This window comes from Bacillus sp. EB106-07-01-XG149, from assembly GCF_058791555.1.
Genome location: NZ_JBYTDP010000001.1, coordinates 444,674 through 467,417 on the forward strand (window position 1 = coordinate 444,674; position 22,744 = coordinate 467,417).

The 22,744-nt window shown below is 33.5% G+C and carries 20 protein-coding genes and 3 pseudogenes; 4 read left to right on the plus strand and 19 right to left on the minus strand.

The genetic code is table 11. The features are described 5' to 3' along the window. Nucleotides 1-54 precede the first annotated feature (54 nt). The 4 genes from AC3WTA_RS02375 to AC3WTA_RS02390 all read right to left on the minus strand — a co-directional run bounded on the left by AC3WTA_RS02375 (nucleotide 55) and on the right by AC3WTA_RS02390 (nucleotide 3,337). On the minus strand, nucleotides 55-684 hold the full coding sequence (locus AC3WTA_RS02375; RefSeq protein WP_000397613.1) for a class I SAM-dependent methyltransferase: 630 nt from the start codon (nucleotides 682-684) through the stop codon (nucleotides 55-57). A 234-nt stretch (nucleotides 685-918) separates the two neighbouring features. Further along, entirely contained in the window at nucleotides 919-1,416 is a 498-nt protein-coding gene (locus AC3WTA_RS02380) for a DUF421 domain-containing protein (protein ID WP_001021693.1), read from the minus strand. A 55-nt stretch (nucleotides 1,417-1,471) separates the two neighbouring features. Continuing rightward, complete coding sequence (locus AC3WTA_RS02385; RefSeq protein WP_000689427.1) at nucleotides 1,472-2,329, minus strand: NAD-dependent epimerase/dehydratase family protein; 858 nt, start codon at nucleotides 2,327-2,329, stop codon at nucleotides 1,472-1,474. An 81-nt stretch (nucleotides 2,330-2,410) separates the two neighbouring features. Continuing rightward, nucleotides 2,411-3,337 carry a zinc-dependent alcohol dehydrogenase gene (locus AC3WTA_RS02390; RefSeq protein WP_078183834.1) on the minus strand — a complete coding sequence of 309 codons (927 nt, stop codon included), beginning with the start codon at nucleotides 3,335-3,337 and terminating at the stop codon, nucleotides 2,411-2,413. Nucleotides 3,338-3,448: 111 nt separating this feature from the next. On the opposite strand from AC3WTA_RS02390, the gene AC3WTA_RS02395 reads away from it, so the two are divergent. Further along, entirely contained in the window at nucleotides 3,449-3,691 is a 243-nt protein-coding gene (locus tag AC3WTA_RS02395; protein WP_078183833.1) for a hypothetical protein, read from the plus strand. A gap of 27 nt (nucleotides 3,692-3,718) precedes the next feature. Here AC3WTA_RS02395 and AC3WTA_RS02400 read toward each other — a convergent pair whose 3' ends face one another. The 9 genes and pseudogenes from AC3WTA_RS02400 to AC3WTA_RS02440 all read right to left on the minus strand — a co-directional run bounded on the left by AC3WTA_RS02400 (nucleotide 3,719) and on the right by AC3WTA_RS02440 (nucleotide 14,354). After that, nucleotides 3,719-3,922 carry a hypothetical protein gene (locus tag AC3WTA_RS02400; protein WP_000538967.1) on the minus strand — a complete coding sequence of 68 codons (204 nt, stop codon included), beginning with the start codon at nucleotides 3,920-3,922 and terminating at the stop codon, nucleotides 3,719-3,721. A 395-nt stretch (nucleotides 3,923-4,317) separates the two neighbouring features. Beyond that, nucleotides 4,318-4,416, minus strand: a pseudogene (locus tag AC3WTA_RS02405) (S-layer homology domain-containing protein); the annotation flags it as partial. Nucleotides 4,417-4,638: 222 nt separating this feature from the next. Beyond that, entirely contained in the window at nucleotides 4,639-6,723 is a 2,085-nt protein-coding gene (locus AC3WTA_RS02410; RefSeq protein WP_070168850.1) for a serine hydrolase domain-containing protein, read from the minus strand. A 93-nt stretch (nucleotides 6,724-6,816) separates the two neighbouring features. After that, on the minus strand, nucleotides 6,817-7,983 hold the full coding sequence (locus AC3WTA_RS02415; RefSeq protein WP_098632006.1) for a serine hydrolase domain-containing protein: 1,167 nt from the start codon (nucleotides 7,981-7,983) through the stop codon (nucleotides 6,817-6,819). Between the two features lie 908 nt (nucleotides 7,984-8,891). After that, nucleotides 8,892-10,061, minus strand: a complete 1,170-nt coding sequence (locus AC3WTA_RS02420; protein ID WP_492332804.1) for a serine hydrolase domain-containing protein — start codon at nucleotides 10,059-10,061, stop codon at nucleotides 8,892-8,894. 805 nt (nucleotides 10,062-10,866) lie between these two features. Continuing rightward, nucleotides 10,867-11,499 (minus strand): type 1 glutamine amidotransferase family protein, encoded by a 633-nt coding sequence (locus AC3WTA_RS02425; protein WP_098654044.1) that lies wholly within the window; start codon nucleotides 11,497-11,499, stop codon nucleotides 10,867-10,869. Nucleotides 11,500-11,532: 33 nt separating this feature from the next. Continuing rightward, a pseudogene (locus AC3WTA_RS02430) lies at nucleotides 11,533-12,494 on the minus strand (helix-turn-helix transcriptional regulator). Nucleotides 12,495-12,557: 63 nt separating this feature from the next. Continuing rightward, nucleotides 12,558-12,868: pseudogene (locus AC3WTA_RS02435) on the minus strand (helix-turn-helix domain-containing protein); the annotation flags it as partial. Between the two features lie 91 nt (nucleotides 12,869-12,959). Further along, nucleotides 12,960-14,354, minus strand: coding sequence for an aminotransferase-like domain-containing protein (locus AC3WTA_RS02440; RefSeq protein WP_000280084.1), 1,395 nt, complete (start codon nucleotides 14,352-14,354; stop codon nucleotides 12,960-12,962). Between the two features lie 190 nt (nucleotides 14,355-14,544). On the opposite strand from AC3WTA_RS02440, the gene AC3WTA_RS02445 reads away from it, so the two are divergent. Continuing rightward, on the plus strand, nucleotides 14,545-16,236 hold the full coding sequence (locus AC3WTA_RS02445; protein WP_000440496.1) for a M3 family oligoendopeptidase: 1,692 nt from the start codon (nucleotides 14,545-14,547) through the stop codon (nucleotides 16,234-16,236). A gap of 14 nt (nucleotides 16,237-16,250) precedes the next feature. On the opposite strand, the gene AC3WTA_RS02450 is transcribed toward AC3WTA_RS02445, so the two are convergent. Further along, the gene (locus AC3WTA_RS02450; RefSeq protein ID WP_000991133.1) at nucleotides 16,251-17,345 is read right to left on the minus strand and encodes a helix-turn-helix domain-containing protein; all 1,095 of its coding nucleotides are present in this window, start codon (nucleotides 17,343-17,345) and stop codon (nucleotides 16,251-16,253) included. A 192-nt stretch (nucleotides 17,346-17,537) separates the two neighbouring features. Between AC3WTA_RS02450 and AC3WTA_RS02455 the strand changes: the two genes are divergently transcribed. Continuing rightward, nucleotides 17,538-18,485 carry a phosphotransferase enzyme family protein gene (locus tag AC3WTA_RS02455; protein WP_001003817.1) on the plus strand — a complete coding sequence of 316 codons (948 nt, stop codon included), beginning with the start codon at nucleotides 17,538-17,540 and terminating at the stop codon, nucleotides 18,483-18,485. 88 nt (nucleotides 18,486-18,573) lie between these two features. Here AC3WTA_RS02455 and AC3WTA_RS02460 read toward each other — a convergent pair whose 3' ends face one another. Together AC3WTA_RS02460 and AC3WTA_RS02465 are read right to left on the minus strand one after the other, a co-directional pair. Continuing rightward, complete coding sequence (locus AC3WTA_RS02460; protein ID WP_098656562.1) at nucleotides 18,574-19,323, minus strand: aminoglycoside phosphotransferase family protein; 750 nt, start codon at nucleotides 19,321-19,323, stop codon at nucleotides 18,574-18,576. A 116-nt stretch (nucleotides 19,324-19,439) separates the two neighbouring features. Then, entirely contained in the window at nucleotides 19,440-20,234 is a 795-nt protein-coding gene (locus tag AC3WTA_RS02465) for a VOC family protein (protein WP_000627930.1), read from the minus strand. Nucleotides 20,235-20,484: 250 nt separating this feature from the next. Here AC3WTA_RS02465 and AC3WTA_RS02470 point away from each other — a divergent pair, with 250 nt between their 5' ends. Continuing rightward, nucleotides 20,485-20,928: a carboxymuconolactone decarboxylase family protein gene (locus AC3WTA_RS02470; RefSeq protein ID WP_000194099.1), complete on the plus strand. Its 444-nt coding sequence runs from the start codon at nucleotides 20,485-20,487 to the stop codon at nucleotides 20,926-20,928. Between the two features lie 75 nt (nucleotides 20,929-21,003). Here the strand turns inward: AC3WTA_RS02470 and AC3WTA_RS02475 are convergent, their stop codons facing one another. The 3 genes from AC3WTA_RS02475 to AC3WTA_RS02485 all read right to left on the minus strand — a co-directional run bounded on the left by AC3WTA_RS02475 (nucleotide 21,004) and on the right by AC3WTA_RS02485 (nucleotide 22,610). Beyond that, nucleotides 21,004-21,207, minus strand: a complete 204-nt coding sequence (locus AC3WTA_RS02475; protein ID WP_000334477.1) for a hypothetical protein — start codon at nucleotides 21,205-21,207, stop codon at nucleotides 21,004-21,006. A 45-nt stretch (nucleotides 21,208-21,252) separates the two neighbouring features. Further along, nucleotides 21,253-22,005 (minus strand): class I SAM-dependent methyltransferase, encoded by a 753-nt coding sequence (locus tag AC3WTA_RS02480; protein ID WP_001003844.1) that lies wholly within the window; start codon nucleotides 22,003-22,005, stop codon nucleotides 21,253-21,255. 272 nt (nucleotides 22,006-22,277) lie between these two features. Further along, complete coding sequence (locus AC3WTA_RS02485) at nucleotides 22,278-22,610, minus strand: winged helix-turn-helix transcriptional regulator (RefSeq protein ID WP_000365527.1); 333 nt, start codon at nucleotides 22,608-22,610, stop codon at nucleotides 22,278-22,280. Nucleotides 22,611-22,744: the final 134 nt, after the last annotated feature.

Sequence of the window (22,744 nt, forward strand, 5' to 3'; positions counted from 1 at the left end):
TTCTTGTGTGTTTTATTATTTATACATAATATACAATTAATATATACTAATTTTTTACAGGTCTTTTCTACATTTTATCATTAAGAAATTAATTGAAGGTTTATTTTCTACATTCTTATTTGGTTCATCAATTTCTGAAATCTGTACTAATCCATATTTATTAAAATCTTGCTTTATAGATTCAGAATCGTAGAAGAACATTTTTACACCTTCCATTATCTCATAATAGTCTTTATCCAACTGGTTTCCTTTTCCGTACATGGGAGCTTTTTTAGAAACGGTTGTAAAAATCAAATAGCCGCCTGGTTTTAACTGATTATAACAATCTTTAATAAACTTCTCTCTTTCCTGCTCATTCAACAAGTGAAGAAGTGCATGACTAAATATCCCATCATAAAGTTTATTATCAAAAGGCATTTCGTTTACCGAACCGTGATACATACGAACATCTTCTAGTCCGTTTTGTTTTGCTAAATCAATGGCTGTTTTTGAAATTTCAATACCTGTTACATTTATACCATTTTCGATAAACACCTTTGCGTTTCTTCCATATCCAATACCCGGAACTAATATATCTTTAACGCTCTTTTCCAGAAAAAAATCTTTTGTCAAAATTGCAGATTCTGTAGGTTCAAATCCCCACATCGTTTGTTTCTCAATAAAGCTTGATTCCCAAAATTCCATTTTATTTTTATCTCCTTATTCTTATCTCATGTATAGCATCACATGAAAGACCTATTAATTTTAACGCTGCTTTTTTCACCACAGTCACTATAGGTCCATTGAATATAGCATATTAATAAGCCTATATCTATTTTAAAGATTGGTTGAATATGTATTCTAAATATTAACCATTACGTTTGTAGAAAAATAAAAAAGCCAATACTCCGTTGCAGTATTGTCTTTTTTAAAGAGAATTTATCTTTTTATTTTGTGTTGATCTAATATTTTTTCTAAAATTTCTAAAGTTATCGGTTGAGCTTTCTCTATTAATTGATAACCAATACGCCCATTCGGTTCAGCTGTAACTTGTTGTAAACACTTTAAATCATGAATTCCTTTTTCTCTTAATTGCATATATAGTTGTTGTTCCGACATTTTTGCTTTCATCAAATTCTCTTTTACAATTTCTCCATTCTCAACAATTACAATGCTACTGCCATTTAGGAATTGCTCCACCTTCTTTGATTTCAATTCAAAAAAATGAATGATAAGAAGTATGCTTGCAAATATTACAGCTGCAAATATAGATGGGACTACTTTCCTACTTAATACAGGCTCTACAATAATACGTCCAATTGAAACTACTATAATTATTTCAGCTCTCGTCATTTGGCTAACAGAATTACTACCTGTCATTTTTAATGCAATCATTCCAGTAAGAATTAAAATAATACTTTCCCAAATTATATTCATAATTGCCCAATCCTTTAATGGTGAATGTTACTAGCATTCCCATTAAAGTTGTATTTTACATACTTACCAAGTTTTTAAAGCCTTCAGACCATGATGGAAATATAGGGTTCCACCCATACTCTTTACGCGCTTTATTATTTGAAGCTCCTCTTTCCCAACTATTTTTACCAGTTTGAACTTTAGGCATAGGTGCCCCTATCGCTTCTGCATATATTGGTAACCATTCTTTACTAGCTGCCGGAAAATCATCCACAATATTTACGGTTCCCATCGGCCAATGAAGAGCTAACATAGCTGCTCTAGCGGCATCTTCGACATGTAAAAACGAGCTTATCCCGTCTGATGCAATAATTTCATTATTACGAACTTGATCTGCTATTAATCCGTTTTCTGCATACCATGTGCCTGGTCCATATAGCGTACCGTAACGAAGTATAACCGCTTCTGGTAACTCAGAAACAGCTTCTTCTAATTTTAATATGCCATTAATAGTCACATGCCTAGACATAGGGACAGCAATATCTAGTGAATCTTTTTCTGCCGCAAATGTATCTCCTGGTTCATACACCCATGAAATACTTTGAGCGATTATTCTCTTTACCTCTACATTTTTAGCAGCATCAACAAGGTTACGAGTGCCTTCAATTCTAATTTCGGCATTATCCTCAACATTCCACGTAGACAATGACGTTAATTGATGAATGACTACTTTAGGAGTTGTTTCATTTAATACAGAAAATACAGCATGCCGATTAAATATATCAGCTATTACTGGGATAGCACCAACTTTCTTCATTACCTCTACTTGTGATTCATTACGAATCATTGCATATACCGTATGCCCCTCTTTTATTAACATCGGTAATAAAGAACGTCCTATTACACCCGTAGCACCTGCTACAAATATTTTCATATAAGTTCCTCCTCAATTTATTATCATAAATGTGACGAAATATATATGAAATACGTGACAAATAATTGCTAGATTTATTTGTTATTCATATGAAACGAACACTTTTAAAGGCTTCAACGCCCCTTCACTTAATTCCTTAAAACATTGTGTAAGTGCAGTGTAATGAATTTCATGTTGAAAAATCTCTTCTATCCATGGCGTCTGTTCTATTTGATTAAAAAACCAATCTGCATGTTTTTGATAATCATATCCGTCACTTGAACCAATGATTTGCAATTCTTTTCGATAAAAGTCGGCGATTAATGTTAAGTCTTCTATATTACCATCAGAAAGAATACATATAGCCCCATTACTTTTAATAACCTTTTGCAATGTGTGAAACCCTCTATTTGTAGCAGAACATTCCAAACCGTAATTATACGTATCTATAAGTTTCTCTTCCGAATCAAAGAGGTTTTTCGCACCAAAATTCTTTGCAAATTCTCTTCTATTTTTATTAGGCTCAACAACATCCACATGCTCAACACCTACATAGTATTTTAAAAAATAACAAGCGAGTAAACCGATAACTCCCATTCCAGTAATGAGTACTTTTTCATCACGTCGCGGGTCTAGCTTCAATACCCCTTTAGCAGCATCACACGAAAGAATAGATAATAAAGCAACTTTAGATTTTATATAACTAGGCACTCGAATTACTTTATCCCCTTTAACTATTCCTACCGTTTCATGCCCATAAAAAGAAACTACTTTATCACCTACGTTTAAATTTGTTACTTTATTACCAACTTGAATAACTTCACCATAACTTTCATATCCAGTTTTTCTTGGATACATAGGATTTGTATCTGTAACATCAGATTCTTTATACTGCGGTAACTCTGCTCCAATACTTATTGCACCTGCAATTGTTTTAATAATAATTTCCTCATCCTGTATAGACTTAATTTTACATGTTTCCCACTTAAGACGTTTTGATCCTACTAAAACTAATTTATTTTGTTCCATTTATAACCCTCACATTATATAAAAATATATTCTCACTAAATTTCAAACAATGTATAATAGATTCATCTAAAATTCAAGCTATAATGTTGGCTAGCAACCAACAGTGATAATATGATAATTGAATTTGATGGATATAGAATAAATGAGTATGTTATTGGCCGTAACTGTTCTCTAAACGAATTAAGAAGAATGTATTTACATGTAAAAAATGAAGAGATATCTAATGAAGATCTTCTAAGCTTATTTTGTGTACAGTACCATTATGAAAAAATTCCAAAATTACTACAAGAAGACATCACGAGCGATGTTTTCATTGATTTAGATACGGACTATATTTATACCCCTAATAGATAACAGTAAACTAGATTGAATGAATAGAAATTACGATTCAGCTAAGAGTTTAATAAAATAAGTAATTGTCCAAATTACTGTTGCAAATTGAGTGACAAAATACATTGTCCATTCAAAACCAGTCAATTTTCTCTCTCGTCTTACCTTTTTTAAATATCTGTAAAATATAAATGTACTTAAAAACATTAGTAACAACGATAATTGCTGTAAATCATCGACTATACGTACCCCCATAGACTCGATCACCCTCCTATTCAAAATAAATGCTATACTTTAAGGATATTATCTATTGGTAATTTATTTCCATTTAAAACAATTATGTCCTAAACAAAAAGAGCACTCAGCAATTGAGTGCTCTAAAAAGTATTAACGTAACACTTTTCTTTTACTTTTTATAACTCAGTTCTATCACTTCCGGTATATGATTACTATCATATTTCCTTGTATAGGGGTAACGTCACATGCCCATCAACTTAAGAATTCCAAATTACCCCAAAACAAAAAAATGAGCTTTTTTACTACAAGTTAGCACAAAATTTCGTTCTGGGGGTATTTACTTTTCTTAGCTTGATAGCAATGTGGTAGGGCCCTATATTTGACTCTTTTTCTACACCTAGATATTCTAGAGTTCATTCTAACATAAGTGCAGCCTGTTGACGTGTGAGTGTGCCATATGGCGTGAACTTAGTAGCTGAAACACCTCGGATAATTCCTGTATCGTATAGGGCTTGTACATCATAATACCGGCTGCGAACGTAATTACATCAAGAAGATTAATGGAGCAAATAATGATTGCCCTGAATTGGTATGATAGCTGTTTTTGCAGAATTTGAGCGTGATATTATTCGTTGAAATTCTCTTCTTAAAGATAATATGTAAATACAAACAAAACCAGCAAAACACCGTTCCTATGTCGTACTGGTTTTGTTGAAGTCCATCTTGAATTGTAGCTAGTTCAACGTAATTGCAAATTCTGAGTTCGGTGCCCCAGCAATTACAACCGTTCCATTCTTCGGCAGTTTTACTTTGTTATTGCCGCTCACGATGGTAAAGTTGACGCATACTCCATTCTCATCATACACCGCGAACGCACCCTTTGATGGCAATGTCACGGTCATCCTTTTTCCTGCTGCCGCTTGCGGGATCGTAAACCATTTAGCATGCCCATTTGCTTGCAGCGTAACTTTGGATGATTGGCCAGCATCAAGTGGTTTTACGTTGGTTCCACTTACGTATAACAACCCGGCCATTTCCATATATTCATTGCCGCCTTCTGTATAGAAATGCGTTTCCGTCGTATCACGGCCATTCATCACGGGGATTTGGAGCTGATGCGTCGCGGTGTTCGGACCTGTAATTTTTCTGCCCTCCCAATAGCCCGCCAGGCCTTCCTTACGATTAATTTGTGTGGTAATAAGTTTCGGTTGTACGAGATATTCAATAGAACTAAATTTCTCATTCACAAGATAGAACTTAACACCTTCCCGCTTCGCCCATGCGGCAGCGGTTTTCTTCGATAGCACATTGTCTTCTAGTTTCTCGGCTAAATAGTGAGTCATCACACCTTGCCCTAAGTCTGGTGTCGATTTATATGTGCTCTCCCTCAAATAAGTTCTTCCATTCTTCTCGGTGACAAAGTTGAGCTTAGAAGTACCCTTCTCATTAATAAAGCTTCCATCCGCAGTATATACATATTTTTCTTCTTGATTAGATGGTAAGAACAGTTCTCCATTCTTCGTAATTTCAATTTTGAAATGAGTTTCGCTATTGCCATAAAATCCCGCTTTCTTTGCCACGTCTTGAGGCATCTTGACCTTAACCGGCTTGCCAAAAGATTTGTTAGGCTTGATGTTCTTAATTGTACCCTTCTCTTTAAGCGCGGCGAGCAGCAATTCCGTTGCCAGCAGTTGATTTATAGAGCTTCGTCCACCGGATGACAACACAGCCGCTGCCATTTTCTGTTCCGGAAGCACGACCAGTATAGCATGTTGCAGTGCCGTGTCGCCGCCCTTAGCCAAGCCTTTTATCCCATATTCACTGAATGGGTATAGTTTCACACTATCCCAGCCAAGACCATAGTTAAAAATATTATCTCCATCCCCCGGCCACATTCCTTTTTTATATTCCTCTTGCTCCATCGCCTTGACTACCTTATCAGAGAGGATCCCTTTTCCCTGTCCTATAAATAATTGTGAGAATCGTACCATATCTTCTGCCGTGGAAGAGACCCCTCCCGTACCAATCACATTCACAGATTCAATTGGAAGCTGCCCTTGGTACGCCGGAAAATAAAGTCCAGCCCGCTTTTCGTCCCTCCATTTGTCCTGCGGCGTTTTTGTATGATTCATCTTTAAGGGTTCTGTAAACCGTTGATGTAGAAATTTGGTAAAGCTCATACCGCTGACTCTTTCCACCAAAATTTCGGCCAGCGTAAAGCCATCGTTGCAGTATACCGAGAACGCGCCAGGGTCTGCTTTCAGGCTCTGGTTGGACAATTGCTGCAACAAGAAATCATGGGAATAGGTATCATTATCGTTAAATAAAAATGCATTACTTAACGTTGAACCTTGCAAGCCGGAGGAGTGATTCAACAACATACGCGGGGTAATGCGTTTGTACCGCACATCTTTCATATTAAAATCAGGAACATAGTTGACCACAGGAGCATCCAAATCGACTTTTCCTTCGTCGGCCAATTTCATTACAGCCGCTGTTGCATACATTTTACTGACTGAACCAATCCCGTATAGAGTATCTTTGGTTAGTGGCTGTTCCCCTTCCATATCGTTCTTTCCAGCCTGCCCCGACAAAGTAAGCTTGCCATTATCAATTAGCGCATACTGCACGCTAGTCGTCCCATGGGACTTCGTGAGTAGCGCAGCCTTCTCTGCTGCAATCTTCTTCAACTCTTGGCTAGCTACTTCTGCGTTAGATACAACTGTAGTCTTACTGTCAGAAAATGCTTTCGCTCCTGTTGGTAGAATCATAGTTAGCGCTAATGTAACGGCTAATACACCAGTTAGTTTATTTTTCATGAGGGAATTGCCTCCTTAGATAAGTGATCAATTTCATCATTTATTTGTTTAACTATGAAAATATGATAAAATTTATCTGTTCTTCCTTTTGGCCTACTTGCTAAATTCAGCAAGTAAAATATTTTTAAAAGGATCAGGACTATCAGCATTAAGGCTGTTCAAATTGACAGCTAATGTATGCTTGCCTCCAAGTGTGCCTCCAGCAAAAGTAACAAACCCTGGAATGCTACCTCCGTGTCCCCATATTGAGAAACCATTTGGAAGCTTAGTTTCATAGATTCCAAGACCATATCTGCCAAGTTCAGCTTCTCCTGTTGGAACTGTAGTAAGCATTTGTTTTAGTTGCTGTTCTTTTAGTAATTTACCCCCTAGTAAGTAAGAGAAGAATTTGTTTAAATCATCAGCAGTAGAAATCATATCTCCAGCCGAGCTCCCCATACTTGGGTTATAATAAGTAACATCTTTTGGCTCACTTGCTTCGTCTAGTTGGATATATCCACGGGCATGCTTGGTTCCTGGAATCACGCTTGAATTGCCAGGTAAGAATGTATTCGATAATTCAAGCGGTTCAATAATCCGATTTTCAATCTCTTCCGCATAGCTGTTCCCAGTTACTGTTTCAATAAGGATCCCTAGTAATACGTATCCTGTATTTGAATAAGACCAGCTCTTTCCTGGAGCAAAATTTGGGGGCATCGAAATCCCCATCTTTACTAATTCTTCAGCCCTATACGATTTTTTAGTATCCATAAGATTAAAACTTTTTGACCTTGTGTATTCAGCGATACCACTTGTGTGGTTCAATAATTGCCGGATAGTAATCTGTTTATCATCATACCCGTTTCCTTGAATGACACCAGGCAACCATTTTTTAATAGAGTCGTCTAGATTCAAGCGGTTCTCTTCGGCTAATTGAAGTACAACTGTTGCCGTGAACGTCTTCGTCACGCTACCAATGCGAAAGCGAAAATCTGTTTTCATTGGTTTCTTGCTGCTCATATTCGCTACCCCAGCGGCATAACTCCATGTTTTTCCACCCTCAGAAGTTTTAGCAAGTATCCCCGGGAATCCAAGTTGCAATGTATCCCGCACTGCTTGCTTGACAGAATTACGATCTCGTTGAGTACTTGTTTGTACCGAACTAGATACACTTTGAGTAGGTTCTGCTTTTACAATTAAGGTCGGCGTTGTGTATAACAGAGAACTTCCAGCTATTAAAAGGGCCAGACTTGCACATGTAATTTGACTACGTGTTTTCATAGGGCATTCCTCTCCTCTATTCATATTGTATAGGTGGTTTCTTGCTATTTCGTATTAACCACACAGCTACCATCTCCACCAATGAAAAAAGGTCAACATTGAATTCGTAATCATCTTCATATTTATTATTTTTACAAACGCTATTCTGTCCTGGGTAAATCCCTCTTTTTCCACATATATGTTAACCACATAAATTACTTCTTTTCCTTGAAACAGTCTTGTTACTGGTCTGTTTTTCATATATAAGTCATATCTGTTCCGCCTTTCACGCCTCTTTATATTTTTATCATACACAATGAAAATTTCTTTTTTCTTACCCATTTCTTACAAATTACTTACTTTCAAAATCGCTTTTATAATAGGATAGAAGGAGCATCTGTGCCGTAAAGTTCAGTAAATATATTAATCAAAAAGAAACACAGTTTTTTTACTTCTGTGTTTCTTTTTACCATCCTTTTAAATATTAAGAGTCGATTTACCCTTAACAGGATGAATTCTGGCTCTTTTCTAATGTAATTTTTCTTCTTGCAATACAACACAAATGACATTGTGCTGCATGAAACACTCCTAACGTTGTTAAAATCACTGGTTTTTAAGTCAAAATTTATTTAACTTAGGGCGGATACTCCATATCCATCAGCTTAAGAAAAATAAACGCCCTTAAAACGAAAAAATAAGTTACCTTCTCAAAGTAACTACCTGTAGAAAAAGAAAATGTTCATTTAGGAGATATATTAAAACCTTAGCTTGATAGTAATGTGGGGCTACCCCACATCCATCAACTTAAGGAGAATAAACGCCACCAAAACAAAAAAAGCCCCAAATTTTTCTCGAAAATAAGTTGGGGCTTTTGAACCAGAAAAGTATATTTTCAACTATGAAAACTACGATAAATTTTTCCTTTTTTCCTACTTGCTAAATTCAGCAAGTAAAATATTTTTAAAAGGATTAGGACTGTCAGTTCTACCCAAACTATTCCAATTGACGACCAACGTATGCTTGCCTCCTAGTTTGCCTCCAACAAGAGTTGTAAACCCTAGAATGCCACCTGTGTGTCCCCATATCGAGACACCGCTTGGAAGCTTAGTTTCATAGATTCCAAGACCATATCCATCGATTCCTTCTTTTCCTGTAGGAACTGTAGTAAGCATTTGTTTTAGTTGCTGTTCCTTCAGTAATTTGCCACCGAGCAAGTAAGAGAAGAATTTGTTTAAGTCGTCAGCAGTAGAAATCATATCTCCAGCCGAGCTACCTGCACTTGGGTTATAATAAGTAACGTCTTTTAGCTCACTTGCTCCGTCTGGTTGGACATATCCACGGGCATGGTTAGTGCCTGGAATAACACTTGAATTGCCTGGTAGGAATGTATTCGACAATTCAAGTGGTTCAATAATCCGATTTTCAATCTCTTCCGCATAGCTGTTTCTGGTTACTTTTTCAATAAGAATGCCCAGTAATACGTATCCTGTGTTTGAATAAGACCAGCCCTTTCCTGGGGCAAAGTCTGGAGGCAAAGAAACCCCCATCTTCACTAACTCTTCAGCCGTATACGATTTTTTTGTATCCGTAAAATCAGCGTCTTTTGACCTTGAGTATTCAGCGATACCACTTGTATGGTTCAATATATGCCGGATAGTAATCTTGTTACCATCATATCCATTTCCTTGAATGACACCAGGCAACCAGTCTTCGATGTAGTCGTCTAGATTCAGGCGATTCTCTCCAGCTAATTGAAGTACAACTGTTGCAGTGAACGTCTTCGTCACACTACCAATGCGAAAGCGAAAAGCTGTTTTCATTGGTTTCTTGGTTCTCAGATCCGCTATTCCAGCGGCATACCCCCACGTTTTTCCACCCTCAGAAGTTTTAGCAAGTATCCCTGGGTATCCAAGTTGCAATGTATCCCGCATTGCTTGCTTGACGGAAGTACGATCTCGTTGAGTATTTGTTTGTAACGAACTAGATACATTTTGAGTGGGCTCTGCTTTTACAATTGAGGTTGGTGTTATATATAACAGGGAACTTCCAGCTATTAAAAGGGCCAGACTTGCACATGTAATTTGACTACGTATTTTCATAAGGCATTCCTCTCCTCTATTCATATTGTATAAGTGTTTGCTTACTGTTCCCTATTTCCTGACAAGACTTAGGGAAAGGCCCTCACGCATATAGATTAAAGCCCCAGTACAAAGGTATCTATCAATACCAACAATTTGAGCCAGTTAAATCTCCATCCCTTCTATTACAAAATTATTTAAAGGTATGAAAGCATATTATGTACCCTTATTTATTGTTAGGATTAACACAACATGAGACATAGCCCCAACCCATATTTTACTTTATTTATCCATAATATGTATTGAGAAAGAATGTAAATTCGAATCCTTTTCGTACCCCAACTATTGATCGTTTTTTTCACCTATTATAATTAGTTATTTAGAATTTCATAATAAAAAACTGTAAAAAAAATAACGAGTCCCTTAACGTACAGGAAGCGGTTGAAAAATATGTCTAAACGCACAATTTTCTTTTTTTTGATATGGTGACCCCGTCGCAATCAAGCTAAGGTTTTGAAGTACCCACTAAATGAAATTTTTCTTTCTCTACAGGTAGTTATTTTGAGAAGTCAGCTCATTTTTTTGTTTTTGCGGTGTTTACTTTTCTTAAGTTGATGGGTATGTACCGTCACGAAAATACGGATTTACAACGTTTAGGAATTTTCAATACTAAAAAGCCCAACTTCACCGTTAATTAATAGAGAAATTGGGCTTTTTCATTACTCCATAACCATTTTTAAGTTATATTTAAAAACCATGCTTTGACATTGTCTAGAGCATGGTAATTATTTAAACAAATATAAATCTGCTAAGTTGATTTTTCAGCTCAGCTATTTAATGAATTCATTAACTCGAAGAAGTATTCAGGTTTATGAGTCTTATTTAGGTTATACCATGCATGTAATGTATCTGGTGCAAATACATCTAATTTTTTCAGTACTTCCATCGCAAATTCCAGAGGAGCTATTCCTGATGCAGTAACTAAATTCGCATCAGATACCGCAGATCCCAACTCATAGAACTTTTCTCCTTTATAGTTAGGACATACCATTTTAGTGTATTCTAAATTATTACTTGTATGCTTTCTAGTATCTAAGTATCCCCTATTTGCAAGGGCCTCAGTTGCACCACAAATTGCAGCAACAATAGTGTCAAGCTTTAAAGCTTGGTCAATTCTTTCCAAAATAGGTTGATGAATTTCTTCACTCCAAGTAGTCCCTCCTGGCAAAATTAAAAGATCTTTACTTTCAAGAGTACATTCATCAAGGGAAATATCTGGTTTTATGCTCAGTCCTCCCATAGTAGTAATCATTTCTTTATTAGCTCCTACTGTAATTACTTTTAAAGGTACTAAATCTTTTTTGAAATATCTTCCTGAGTTTAGTTCGGTAATTAAATATCCATATTCCCAGTCCGACATTGTATTAAATACATATAGAAAAACTTTTTTTGTTCGCATCCAATATCACTCCAATCACAATTGATATGGTTATTATACTTGATGAAATTTTATTAATTCCGACAGAACTTCAATAAGTCTTTTCTTAAGACTTATTGGCTCAATAACTTTAATAGATTTATTGTACGGTAAAAGTAAATAAGGTACATATGTATGTATCATATCTTTTTCAAGAAGAAAAACTGCTTGATTTGAAGTCCGTTCTTGTAAATAATGTTCTAAAAACCAATGTTGGCAAATATCAGCCAATACACTTTTATCCCCACTAATAACCAAAGAAATAATCCCTTCCGTATCTTCTATAGTTGGAAGAAGATTTTTTATAAAAAAGTCACGTGCTGAAAAATTTTCTGGCCGGTTAAACTTATTTTCGGTTAGCATTAAACTTTCAATTCGATCTACTCTAAAACTACGGATATCATTCCTAAGATGACAAAATCCAATCACATACCACTTATTATTCCAATAGATAATTCTGTACGGATCGACCAATCTATAATCTAATTGCTTTTTGCCACTTTTATAGTAAAGAATTTTTACTGAGTACCCGTCAGTTACGGCCTGCTCCAATTCCTTCAAAAAATGTTCCATAGAGAGTGAACTACATCGACTTATTACTTCTAGACTACTTAAATGTTGGTTTATCTTTGCTTCCTGCTCTTGATTTGAGTATTTACTTAGTTTTGAAATGGCCCTATTTAATGCTTCACCTCCATAATATCCGGCTTCTTCTGCAAAAACAGCAGCGTGAAATAGTGAAGTTTGCTCCTCAAAATCAAAAAAAGAGGAGCCTCAATAAAATTGTTCAATAAAGTGTATCCACCGTTATGTCCTGGTTCTGAAATTATAGGTACGCCACTTGTTGAAATTGTATCAATATAACGATACACAGTCCTTATATTCATCTCTAACTTTTCTGAAATTTGTTTTGCAGTAATTTTTTTACCTGAGCGAAGCATCCATAGAATCGCTAACATATTGTCAATTTTAGGCATGTAATTCCACCTCTCTATGGAATTTATTCTCTATTAAATATTTCTGATTTTTGGTATAACTCATCAACTGTTCCTTTCCGATAGCTTTCTATATAATGTGGCCCTAGACACATTTGTAATTTCACAAATTTGATTTACAGTCATATCTCCCTCTTAATAAAGCTTTACTGCATAGTTCATTCCTGCATGATTTTTATGGTATTTCTTTAACCGACCTTTAAATTTTCCTTCTTTCTTATTCAGTTCAACCCCTTCATGTTTCCGCCTACGGATCAGATCACGTTCTAATTGGTTTACGCCCGCCATAACCCCGTAATTAAGAATTGGCTGTAGGGATTATCTTCTGATAAATCTAGCCATGTATCTTTTAAGGATTATAATTATCATCTTTATTATAATATGCAGTTATAACAATAGCTTCAATTATTATAGCGATACACACAAACAAGAGAATTATTTTGCGTCTCACAACAAACCTCCTTTTTCATTTTTTTCTTTTTTAAATTGAAAGGTTATACGCTCCACTTGTTTGATTTCCTCAATTACTTTACGAATTCCTACTTCAATCCTATCTTCCTTCACATTCGATACGTTTAACTTTAATAGTCTTTCTTTCGGAAAACCTCTCACATAATTTTTATCAATTGTATCAATACTTATTTGTTTTTCACTTAGTCTTTGGAAAAACATTTCTGAAATACTCGTTTTATGTAATTCTAAACAAGTGTGGATTCCAATTGCATTTTGCTTTGTATATGTAAATAAAAGCGGGTTTTCATTATGCATTCTTTCTAATGTTTCTGCTAGTTTTTTAGATCTATCGTGATAGGAAGATTTAATTTTATTTTTATGACGTTCAAACATGCCACTCTTTATATAAATTTCTAAAGCAGCTTGAGATATCATTGGGCTATCGATATCTAAAATCTTTTTATATGTATGGAAATCATTTGCTATTACCGGTGGGATTACTGCTACACCAACTCGTAAACCTGGAAAAATAATCTTTGAATAACTTTTCAAATATATGACATGATTCCCATTATCCAAGCTATATAACGGATCTGCTTTTGAATCCATTTCTAAATCTGCTAAATAATCATCTTCAACTATATATACATTATATTTCTTAGCCAATAACACAATTTTTTCTTTCTCATCTTTAGAATAAGAAGTTCCGAGCGGATGATGATATCTTGGTATTGTATAAAAGAATTTTATTTTACCTGTTCGAAAAATGCGTTCCAATTCATTTAAGTCAATACCTTCATTCGTACGTTTAATACCGATTACAGGAATTTTGTTTATTTCTAGATATTCAATATATAGATGATATGTTGGTTGTTCAATTAATATCGTTTCATTTTCATTTGGAAATGGTATAGAAGTTAATATTGCTAGCGCCTGCTGTACACCTGACGTTATAAAAATATTCTCTTCTTTAGTGAAAACTTGATAGTTTATCAGTTGTTTTTGAATAACCGGAATTAAAGACGGTAAACCTTTTGGCGTCCCATATACGAACAAGTCATTTTTATATGTATCAATGGCTTTATTAATACAATGTTGAAAATCTAAATATGGAAAAACATCTGGATCTGGTGCTGAGGTAGCAAAATCAATTATCTCGTCATTTTCTACAAAACTCCCTGATTTTCGAACAACGTAGTATCCACTTTGAGGGATGGAATAAATAATATGACGCTTTTCTAATTCATGTAGTGCCCGTATAACTGTCGCCTTATTGCATTCATATTGTGTAACAAGTGATCGTATAGAAGGTAATTTCTTTCCTTCTTTTATCTCTCCATGTTGAATCATTTTTTCTATATCATTAAAAATATGTAAATACTTATACATTATTTCACTCCCTTATTAAAGCACTTAAAAAGACCCCTCATTCTCATACGCTCTCTATAAAGCAAAAGTAAATACATCCTTTCTATCACTTTAAAGTTTAACATTATTTCACATTTTCTCCTCTTAACAAGGAAATTACAATTAATAAATAGAATATCTCCATGAATAAATAAAAAGTGAGGGATATGTTATGGAGCGTTTAAATACAATTGATATTAGTAATGTTCTAGAATTAGAAAATACTCTTTCTACTTTAGAAAATGAAGTGATTTCTTCAAAACTAGAACTTGAAAACTGGTTAAAAGAGCAGTCAAAAGTTATTTGGGAAATAGAAGAACAATTAAGATTACATTATATCGCCTTTCAATGTAATACGGATGATGAAGAAATAAAGGATACTTTTGAACATGATCAACAATTTGTAAAGCCACTTTTAAAGCGATACCAAAATTTATTGGATAATAAATATTTAGAGTCACCTTTTCGAATGGAATTAGATTCTAACGTATATGGTTTGCTAGATGCAAAAATAAAAAATGCTCAAAAGTTATTTTGTGAAGAAAATATCGAACTAGAAATAAAGGAAGACAAATTAGTCACAGAGTACTTTGAAATCACTGGAGGATTAAGTGGAATTTGGAACGGAGAAGAAAAAACGATAACGGAATTACAATCCTATTTACAAGATTCGAATCGTGACATCCGTAAAAAGGCAAAAACCATTATTTCTGAACAATTTTTATCTGTTGAAAAAGAACTCCAAAACATATTAAATCAACTAATTGAAATTCGCCATCAAAAAGCAAAGAATATTCAACTAGCGAATTATCGTGATTATATGTTTAAGAAATACGAGCGTTTTGATTATTCAGCGAAAGATTGCTATGAACTAGCTGAATCCATACGTAAGTATGTTGTGCCGCTTAAAGATAAAATATTGCTAGAGAAAAAAGAAAAACTGCAAGTGGATACGCTTCGCCCATGGGATGTATCAGCTGTAACTCCAGATCAAAAAGTACTTAAACCTATTGCAAATGAAAATGATTTAATTGAAAAGAGCACTCATATCTTTAATAAACTAGATGTTGAATTTTCAGCAATTTTAAATCGAATGTATAAATACAATTGTCTTGATTTAACAAGCCGCAAAGGAAAAGCAGCTGGTGGCTTTTGTGAGTACTTACCAGCTTCACAATTATCTTTTATTTTTATGAACTTAAATTATACACAAGATGATATTATCACTTTTATACATGAAATGGGGCATAGTATTCATAACGAACTCGTAAAACCATTAGAATTACGACAGTATATAGAAATTCCAGCTGAAACAGCTGAACTAGCCAGTATGACAATGGAGTTATTCTCGCTTAATTATTGGGATACCTTCTATACAGACAAAAAAGATTTAAAACAAGCAAAAATTAACTTCTTTAAAGATGTTATTTCATATTTACCTGTTATGCTTATTGTCGATCAATTTCAACACTGGCTATATGAAAATCCAAGTCATACTTCTGAAGAAAGAAATGAAAAATACTTACAACTTCAAAAACATTATCAGTCTAGTGTCATACATATTGATGGCTACGAAAACTGGATAGCAACGAGTTGGTTACCTGTACTCCATATTTTTGAAGTACCATTTTATTATATTGAATATGCGATCGCCCAACTTGGTGCATTACAAATGTATAAACAATATAAAGATCAACCTAAGCAAGCACTAGAAAATTATAAAAAGGCATTATCACTAGGAAGCTCGCAATCTATAAAAGAAGTGTATGATGCAGCCGGTATTCGTTTTGATTTTTCTGGTGAAACAATTAAAGAACTAATGCTATTTGTAGAAAAAGAATTAGAATTACTTGAACAAATATAAGAAGAAAACTACACCTATATTTTAGGTGTAGTTTTCTTCTTTATTTTATTAATCAGTTCTATGTACTGAGAATCTCCATATCCGATTGTAGGAAAAAGATGAAACAACTTCATTAATAATTCTTGAGTTGATAAATCTTTATTTTTAGAGATAAATTTCATTACAGTATTATCTTCTTTTAGCATTTCTAAATATAAGTCGATAGCCTGATACATTACTGGCAGTATTTCAACAGATGTTTTTTCATGATTTACGAGCACTTCTTTATACGCAAAGTGATAGTTTCCTAACTTCATTTCAGTTTGACTTACTTTAAATTCATCTTCTCTGAAACTATTTAAGTATACTTTCCCTTCATAACAAGACTGTTCAAGGTATGAAAGTATAGTAAGTAGATTCATTTGGCAAAACATATCTTCACCGAACCATAAAACGATGCATTTATACTTTTTCGTAAAAAGATTTTTTAAAGGATCTATGACTTTTTTTGTATAACTTTCTACTGAACTGTTATGACCTTCTGCTCTTGTTTTAATAAAATCTTCATTAAAAACTTGTATAGTAGCCGGGTTCACACACATTGCCTCATTAAATGGTGCATAATCCGAATCACCCATTAGCTTTTCGGTTTTAAATTCTTCATACATCATTTGACCATTCAATATGTTTAATACATCATTCTCAAACAGCTCACTCTTTGCACTACGCAACTGCTCAACCTCTAATTTTCTAGAAAAATTCATTTTAAACTCCCCTTCTTTATTTATATTGAGTTTAACAAATGATTGAAGTGGCATTTTGTTAAGCTTAAAGTCTCTTGGATTCATCCCAAAAACATTTTTGAAAGCTCGGCTATATGCTTCTTGCGAAGAATACCCGTAATCAAAAGCGACATCGATTATCTTTCTATCCAGTTTTAGATCCTCAGTAGACAAGTACATTCTTCTAAGAGGGACATAACGTCTAATACTAATACCTGTTACTTGATGAAATTTAAAAGAACAGTAATACGGAGAATACCTCATATAACGGGATAATTCATTTAATGAAAATTCTTCTTTTAAATTGCTCTCAATCCAATCAATCATCTGCTGTATATGTGCATTCATTTCCTTCACTCCTTATATAAAAGTATAAAAAAGATTCGTTTCTTTCTTTTGATATTTCTTGTGTTTTATAACATGAGCCATTCATTACTTCATGCTTCATTTTAAAGGATATCAAAAATAAAACACGAATGTTGTAAATTACGAATCTTTTAGTTCTCTAGTAAAAAATTAAAGTTTGGAAAGGACGTTACAATGAACGAGCTAGAAAAAGAAATACTTCAATTAATAAATAAACTATATCCTTTGAATTTTATTAACATTAGACCAATAACAAATGAGATGTATAAATGTCTCACAGAACAAGTTACATACTTCATTAGAATTACAAACTACAAAACATATGAAGAACAGTTAGAAGAAATTACATATACGAACTTTTTATATCAAAATGGTTTAGCGGTTCCTCCAATATTACCTTCTCTTAATGGGAATTTAGTAGAAAAGTTAACATTAGACAAAGAGATTTTTGCCGTATTATATAAAACTGCGCCTGGTATACATTTACCGAGGTGTGATTGGAATTCTAATATATTTAAAAATCTTGGTAAACAAATTGGAAAATTGCATCGTATTTCTAAAAGCTTTGAACAGACTATGCCGGTTAAACATATAAACGATTGGTATGAAAATGAAGAATATAATTTTCTTAAGTATATCCCTAAAAAAGAAACTACTATAAGAGAAATTGCATCTAACATTTTAACTTCTATAAAAGAGATACAAAAATCTCCTTCAAATTATGGCTTAATTCACGGAGATTTATGGTTAGAAAATATTTTAGTTAAAAATAATTCAAACTTAACAATGATTGATTTTCAAGACTGTGAAAAACATTTTTACATATTTGATTTAGCAGTTCCTATTTATAGTGCGATAGAATATTCATTTGCTGGAAATGGGAATATCGTTGACTATGAGCATTCTATTACAAAAGCACTATTTGAAGGGTATCAAGAAGAAAATGAACTACCTAAAGAGATGATAGACAAATTTCCATTATTTATAAAATTAAAGGAGATTTTTGAATATAGCTTAATGCATATGTATTGGGATAAAGAAGAATTAACTGAGGAACAAGTACGGATAATGAATCTTTATAGGATGAAGATTGAAAATAAATATACCTATATCAATATTTAAAAATGCTGTTGTTTAACTACAAGGAAACTTTAGTTAAACAATAGCATTTATTTATTAATTATCTACTAAACAACCTTTGTTTTATTACTTATAAATACTGCTTCAATAATATGTTTAAATACACTTCATTTTGCGGAGATACTTTCTCAGAAAATCTAGCTGCAATCATAATAGGAGCCCATTGAAAGATCTCATCTCTTGTTAGATCAGTATTACTGCAATATATTTGTAAATACATTTCTGCTAATTCTATATAAGACTGCGCATACAATAAATATGTACGAAACACATCTACACGAATATCACCTGAGCAAGCATCTACCCAGTCTATAATACTTACATTCTTTTCACTCAAAATTAGATTAAATGGATGGAAATCACCATGGCATAATCTAGGTTCAAATTTGATTGAATGTAACTTATTCAATATACTTTCCTTTTGTTTTTCATCCAATTTATGTACATATTTAATTTGACGCTCTAACCTTTCCCCCATCGCTTCCATTTCATCCGTATTCACACGTATAGCATGAATCTTTTTTTGTTCATTAACACAAATATTTATGTAATACTCTGCCTCATTTAGATTATTAAGCAGGAGATCACCTATACTGTCCCCTTTTACGTATTCCATAATAATTGCCTGTCTATTTTTAATCTTAGTCACTTCAAATACGTTTGGAACTGATAGTCCGCATGAATACGCATATTTTTGTTTTTTTGCTTCATTCATAGACTCTGTATTTGGGAGGTATTCTTTAAATAATTTTACAACCTTAGTATCATAGAGATAGATTTCCGCTGTATTCCCTTTAGCGATCGGATTTCCTAAATTCAATTCATTTCTCTCCTTACTATAAATTAAGCTAATACATTATACTCCTCTATAAATTCAGTGTAATAAAGCTAAAACCCTTCTCCACGAAAATATAAAAAACTTACCACTTTCCATCCTTAAATAGAAAGCGGTAAGTTTAATTTACTAGGAATATCGGAAGGAAAATGCGGTGTATGCACAATTGAAAATGCATATCCCTGCTCAATAAATGACACTTCATTATGTTTACATTGAAATGGGACACTATTTTTCTTAAAGTTAATTTGGATTTGCTGTAAAAATGCTTGATCTGTTGTTCCGAAAGATACGTGTACTTTTGGTGGTAAAGCTTTCATCGCAATCGGGATCCAAGGTCGCTGCCACCAAGTTGCAACGATGTATGCAGTGCCACCTATAACAAAGTTGAAAATATCCCCATCTTCCATCGTTTTCATATTTAAATTTGATTTCAACCATTCTGTAAATACAGGTACACTTTTAACAGGAAGTCCGATTTCCCTTACATATAAAATATTTAAAGGGGACTGCGGTACTAATACATCTTCTTTAACATAACTATGAGCGATAATTTCGAGAAGATTTCCATCTCCGTCTTTAAAGTATACATTGAATAAACCATTCTCTTCACCAGTTACATTTCCATTTTGCCATTTCACAATGAGTAATCCAGAATCCTTCAACCATCTTGCTGTTTCGTGAAATTTTGAATACGGAATCTCAAAAGCGAAATGTGCAGGTGCGATTGGTTCGTATACTTCTTGAAAACTAATTGTAGTGTATGGTGTTACTTCAAATTGAATAAAAGATGCCGTTTCTTTTTTTATTGGAAAAGATAATATATCCTTATATACTTGTTTTACCCCTTCTATGGAAACCGTTTGTAGTTTTATATCTGATATATGTGTAATCATTGTAATAAACCTCCAAATTCATTATATCTATTAGTATTGTATTTCAAAAACTAACAGGAAGAATCCATCTAGAGATTGAAACTTTAATTAACAAAATAATACTTTTGTATTAGAGCAGTTACGCTAACATTTTCGGCTAATGCAATAAAATTTTAACTTCAAGCGTTTTGCGCTATAGTTCAAATAATTGGTATAAACGACCATATCAAGATATAATGAACAATATCTTAAGCTAAAGGAGTGATGTTTTGTGACCCAAAGAATTTCTTACTATGATGCTGCACCTGATGCTATGAAAATTATGATGGACATGGAAAAGTACACAAAGCAATCAACGATTGATCGAATGACTAGAGAGCTTATTAAAATTAGAGTTTCTCAGATCAATGGCTGTGCTTACTGCATAGATTTACATACATCTGATGCACGAAAAATGGGAGAAACTGAACAAAGAATTTATTGCTTAAGTACTTGGGATGAATGTACTTTTTATACAACAGAAGAAAAAGTCGCTATTGAACTAGCTGAGCATATTACACTTATTCCTACTAAAAGAGTTCCTGAGTCCCTATATAAACGAGTATGTGAACATTATGATGAAAAACAATATATTGACCTTGTCTTGATTATTAATCAAATTAATAGTTGGAATAGAATTTCTATCGCAATGGGAAATACACCTGCTAAAAAATAACACTCTAAGCAACTTACTTACTCTATACATTATTTCTTTATTACATATAATTCAAAAAGGTTGACTTTGCCAACGTTACCTTATTTCTACTACTATTACTTCTGGATAATCCCAATAAAAATGCTTAGAATCTGGGATTAATTTTACTGTCGTACTTGTTCTCTGTATAAAAATACTCGCTGCCTTACCTCTATATCCATCCCAATTTTCTGTTACTGAAGCACGAATTAATATTAGATTAAATGGAGACCATTTTGTATAAACTTCTTTCCCGCACAAAAAGCTGCTTTTTTTAAAGAAAAGCAGCTTTTACTTTATAACATATTATAATTTTGCAGCAGTAATCATAAACCTTTTTGAATTCGTACGAATCCCTTTTTCAGAACTATTTGCGTCAATGAACTTTTGTAAAATAGTAAAATCTTCTTCCTCTTCTCCAAAATTAGGAATAATAGGCGTATGTTTTAATAAGAAAATGAGGTCTTCAGGGCTACTGTAATAATCAGTGACATCATATTCACTTACTTGAACGCGTTCAAATCCTGCACTACTAAGTTCCCTCATATACTTTTCTTTTAAAGTTCCATCTCTTTCACCTAAGCATTGTCCTCTACCAAATGCTTCTTTTAGGTTTAATTTATCGTGTTCACTAACTTGTTGCGTTAAGAAAACAGCATCCTTTTTCATTACTTTTGATAATTCAGTCGCTGTAAATGGTGCATGACAACTTGAAGCTATATCAAAATGTGCATGCGGAAACACTAAAGCTTCAGAATCCATTTGAAGAAACTCAACATTTTGTATGCCTGATTTTTTTAAGTTAGAATGTGCTGTAGCAATCATCCCATTAGAATTATCTATTCCAATTAACAATTTAGCCGAAGATGCTATGTTAAGTACATTTTCTCCTCCACCTGTACCAACATCTAGTAAAATATGTGATGGCTTGCATCTTTCTTTTACCTCTCTATAAAAGTCCCATGAATCTCCTACAGTTTCACATTTTATTTTACTAAAATCCCATCCATTTAATCTTCCTACTTTATCATAAAAGTTTTTGTATTCTAATTCGTTCATTTTATTATTTCCCCTTTGTTAAAATGCATAAAATGTTTAATCCTGATCATCCCCGAAATAGCCTCATAGTTTATATATTCGTAAATCTCCTTTTATATCAAGTACGCATCTCTCAATCCCAAACAACTACTTACTTCGAGCTATACATAAATTCATCCCACCGCAATTAAAAGAATATATGTACGATAACATCATTTAATTAAGTATATTATAAAATAAAAATTATCAAAATAATAACTTTACACACTTTAGTTTACATAATATATTTATAGTTAATCTTCATTAATATATTCTAAATGTCTTCTTCCCCAACGACACATACTATCTAAGACAGTAGTTACTGTTTTTCCATGTTCAGATAAACTATATTCCACTTTAGGTGGTATTTCTTGATAAATTTCTCGTTCTATTAGTTGATCTTGCTCTAATTCACGCAATTGCTTCGCTAAAGTCCCTTGAGATATATCTGGTATTAATCGCTTTAATTCACCAAATCGTTTTGTTCCATCAGTTAATAATATAAACAAAATGAGTGGCTTCCATTTCCCTCCGATGATTTGTAATGTCGCTATTACTCCTTTTAATTTCGGTTCTTGTAAATCCATTTTTTCACCTCTCAAATCCACATGAATAGCGGTTAGTACGAAATTTGCGACTATGTACATATAAAGTGCGTACTTTTCACTCGCTATCTTTTAGCGAATAATAAAAGCATAGCAATTTTATTTTAAAGTTTTTA